3 protein-coding genes and 1 pseudogene are annotated in these 3,753 nt (G+C 70.8%); 1 reads left to right on the plus strand and 3 read right to left on the minus strand.

The window, feature by feature from the left end:
• From CCN44_RS46825 to CCN44_RS36175, 3 genes and pseudogenes are all read right to left on the minus strand, one after another.
• A pseudogene (locus tag CCN44_RS46825) lies at positions 1-96 on the minus strand (DUF2516 family protein); the annotation flags it as partial.
• A 99-nt stretch (positions 97-195) separates the two neighbouring features.
• Complete coding sequence (locus CCN44_RS36170; protein ID WP_244204021.1) at positions 196-717, minus strand: hypothetical protein; 522 nt, start codon at positions 715-717, stop codon at positions 196-198.
• An 80-nt stretch (positions 718-797) separates the two neighbouring features.
• Positions 798-1,286 carry a helix-turn-helix domain-containing protein gene (locus CCN44_RS36175; RefSeq protein ID WP_086702866.1) on the minus strand — a complete coding sequence of 163 codons (489 nt, stop codon included), beginning with the start codon at positions 1,284-1,286 and terminating at the stop codon, positions 798-800.
• A 124-nt stretch (positions 1,287-1,410) separates the two neighbouring features.
• On the opposite strand from CCN44_RS36175, the gene CCN44_RS36180 reads away from it, so the two are divergent.
• The coding region (locus CCN44_RS36180; protein ID WP_086702869.1) for an ATP-binding cassette domain-containing protein at positions 1,411-3,753 on the plus strand (2,343 nt) is incomplete at its 3' end.

Consider the following 3,753-nt stretch of genomic DNA (forward strand, 5'->3'; position numbering starts at 1 on the left):
CGCCGCGTCGAACAGACCGAACGCGGCCAGGGCCATCAGAATGATCTTCAGGATGCCCATGAACCCCGCGAAGCCCAACATCAGCATGCTGCCCACCGCCCGTTGATTGCCGATCCTGCTACGCCGCCACCGTACCCATAGAACGGGCCGGACACCCCCAAGGTGCCCGGCCCGGATCCGCTCTGTCGGCCATGGTCACTTGGCCGGCGGGACGGTCTTCTTCGCGGTGGTGNNCTCGGCCTCCTTGGCCTTGACCGGCTCGGGCTTGCCCTCCACCACGATCGCCAGGTCCTCGATCTCCTCGGCGGCCTCGCCGCGCCAGGTCCGCACCGCCTGCTCGCCGTGCTCGGCGACCCGCTCGTAGGTCTCGCGGGCCTTCACGGCGTACTCGGCGGCGACGCCGACGGTCCGCAGGGCGAAATCCTGGGCGGTCTCGCCGAGCTTCTTCAGGTCGACGTCGAGGGTGCCGATGAACTCGTTGACCTTGGTCTGGAGGGTCTCCTGCGCCTCCTTGGCGCGGGCGGCGGCCTTCTCCTGCACGGCCTTCGGGTCGGTGTTGCGCACGGCCTCGATGCGGGCCGGAGCCTCGGCACGCAGCTGCTCGACCAGGGCCGGCACCTTCTTGGCCTGCTGAAGCGCCATGTCGGCGGTGCCGGCGGCGAAGTAGAGCGGGGTCGGGTCGCTGAGGGTCTTGCGCAGGTCGTCGGTGATGGCCATGGTGAGGGTCCTCCCGGATCGGATTCGCGTTCGGCTGGGTTGTGTGGTCCGCGGCGGGTGTCCGGAGCCCTGGTCCGGCGTTATCCGGCCGTCCGCCGCGGGCCGGTGTCCGTGTCACTTCCTGCGGCATCGCCCGCGCCGGCCGTACGACCGCCGTCGCCGGGCCCCTGGTCCACGGTGCCCTCCCGCTGCCCGTCCGGCCCGGCAGGCTCGCCGACCCCGAACCCGTTCTCCTTGCGGAAGGATTCGTAGATCTGGAGCAGCACCTGCTTCTGCCGCTCGTTGAGCGTGGGGTCGGCGAGGATGACGGCGCGCGTCTCGACCTCGTCCCGGCCCCGCTCGGCGTCGAGGATGCCGGCGCGGACGTACAGGGTCTCGGCGGAGATGCGCAGCGCCTTGGCGACCTGCTGGAGCACCTCCACGCTCGGCTTGCGCAGCCCGCGCTCGATCTGGCTCAGGTAGGGATTGGACACCCCGGCGGCGTCGGCGAGCTGCCGCAGCGACAGCTGGGCGTTGCGCCGCTGCTCGCGCAGGTACTCACCGAGATTGCCGACGTTCAGCGATGCCATGCCTCCACCTTGCCCCACCCTCGCTAACAATTGCAAGCACCCGCTTGCAAGAGTGTGTCGCGGCACCGGGGGACGTCAGGAATGGAGAAGCGCCCGCCGTCGGGCCGCCGCTACCGTGGCCGGCATGGACGACGCCATCGCGCAGCACGCCGCCGACAGTCATGACCTGATCCGGGTGCACGGGGCCCGGGAGAACAACCTGAAGAACGTCAGCGTCGAGATACCCAAGCGCCGGCTGACGGTGTTCACGGGTGTCTCCGGCTCGGGCAAGAGCTCGCTGGTGTTCGACACCATCGCCGCCGAGTCGCAGCGGCTGATCAACGAGACGTACAGCGCGTTCGTCCAGGGCTTCATGCCCACGCTGGCGCGTCCCGACGTCGACGTGCTGGACGGGCTGACCACCGCGATCATCGTGGACCAGCAGCGGATGGGCGCCGACCCGCGCTCCACGGTCGGCACCGCCACCGACGCTCACGCGATGCTGCGCATCCTCTTCAGCCGGCTCGGCACCCCGCACATCGGCTCGGCCAAGGCGTTCTCCTTCAACGTCGCCTCCATCAGCGGAGCCGGCGCGGTCACCGTGGAGCGCGGCGGGAAGACGGTGAAGGAGCGGCGCGAGTTCAGCATCACCGGCGGCATGTGCCCGCGCTGCGAGGGCCGCGGCACCGTCACGGACATCGACCTGGCCCAGCTCTACGACGAGGACAAGTCGCTCAGCGAGGGCGCGCTGACGATCCCCGGCTACAAGCCCGGCGGCTGGAACCACCGTCTCTACACCGAGTCCGGCTTCTTCGACCCGGAGAAGCCGATCCGCACCTTCACCCGGCAGCAGCTGGACGACTTCCTCTACCGCGAGCCGACCCGCATGAAGATCGCGGGCATCAACATGACGTACGAGGGGCTCGTCCCGCGGATCCAGAAGTCCATGCTCGCCAAGGACCGCGAGGCGATGCAGCCGCACATCCGGGAGTTCGTGGACCGGGCGGTCACCTTCACGACCTGCCCGGACTGCGACGGCACCCGGCTCAGCGAGGCGGCCCGGTCCTCGAAGATCAAGGGCATCAGCATCGCCGACGCCTGCGCCATGCAGATCAGCGACCTGGCCGAGTGGGTGCGCGGTCTGGACGAGCCGTCGGTGGCGCCGCTGCTGACCGCGCTGGGCGAGACCCTCGACTCGTTCGTGGAGATCGGCCTCGGCTATCTCTCCCTGGACCGTCCCGCGGGCACCCTCTCGGGCGGCGAGGCGCAGCGGACGAAGATGATCCGCCACCTCGGTTCCTCGCTGACCGATGTCACGTACGTCTTCGACGAGCCGACCACCGGCCTGCACCCGCATGACATCCGGCGGATGAACGACCTGCTGCTGCGGCTGCGGGACAAGGGCAACACGGTGCTGGTGGTGGAGCACAAGCCGGAGGTCATCGCCATCGCCGACCACGTGGTGGACCTCGGCCCGGGCGCCGGCACGGCGGGCGGCACGGTCTGTTTCGAGGGCGGTGTGGCGGGGCTGCGGGCGAGCGGCACCCTCACCGGCCGCCATCTGGACGACCGGGCGGCGCTGAAGAAGACGGTGCGGAAGCCGACCGGGGCCCTGGAGATCCGGGGCGCCACGGCGCACAACCTCCAGGGCGTGGACGTCGACGTCCCGCTCGGCGTGCTCGTCGTCGTCACCGGGGTCGCCGGCTCCGGCAAGAGTTCGCTGGTGCACGGGTCGATCCCGGCCGGTGCCGGGGTGGTGTCGGTCGACCAGGCGCCGATCCGCGGCTCGCGGCGCAGCAATCCGGCGACGTACACCGGGCTGCTCGACCCGATCCGCAAGGCGTTCGCCAAGGCCAACGGGGTGAAGCCGGCGCTGTTCAGCGCGAACTCCGAGGGCGCCTGCCCGGCCTGCAACGGTGCCGGGGTCGTCTACACCGACCTGGCGATGATGGCCGGGGTGGCCACCACGTGCGAGGAGTGCGAGGGCCGGCGGTTCGACTCCTCGGTGCTGGAGTACCGCCTCGGCGGCCGGGACATCAGCGAGGTGCTGGCGATGCCGGTGGCCGAGGCCGAGGAGTTCTTCGGCGGCGGCGAGGCCCGCACCCCGGCCGCGCACCGCATCCTGCGGAACATGGCCGACGTGGGGCTCGGCTACCTCACCCTCGGGCAGCCGCTCACCACGCTGTCCGGCGGCGAGCGGCAGCGGCTGAAGCTGGCCACGCACATGGCCGACAAGGGCGGGATCTACGTCCTGGACGAGCCGACCACCGGCCTGCACCTCGCCGACGTCGAGCAGTTGCTGGGCCTGCTCGACCGGCTGGTCGACGCCGGCAAGTCGGTGATCGTCATCGAGCACCACCAGGCGGTCATGGCGCACGCCGACTGGATCATCGACCTCGGCCCCGGCGCCGGGCACGACGGCGGCCGGATCGTCTTCGAGGGCACCCCCGCGGACCTGGTCGCGGCCCGCTCCACCGTCACCGGCGAG

This window comes from Streptomyces tricolor, from assembly GCF_002155905.1.
GTDB lineage: Bacteria > Actinomycetota > Actinomycetes > Streptomycetales > Streptomycetaceae > Streptomyces > Streptomyces tricolor.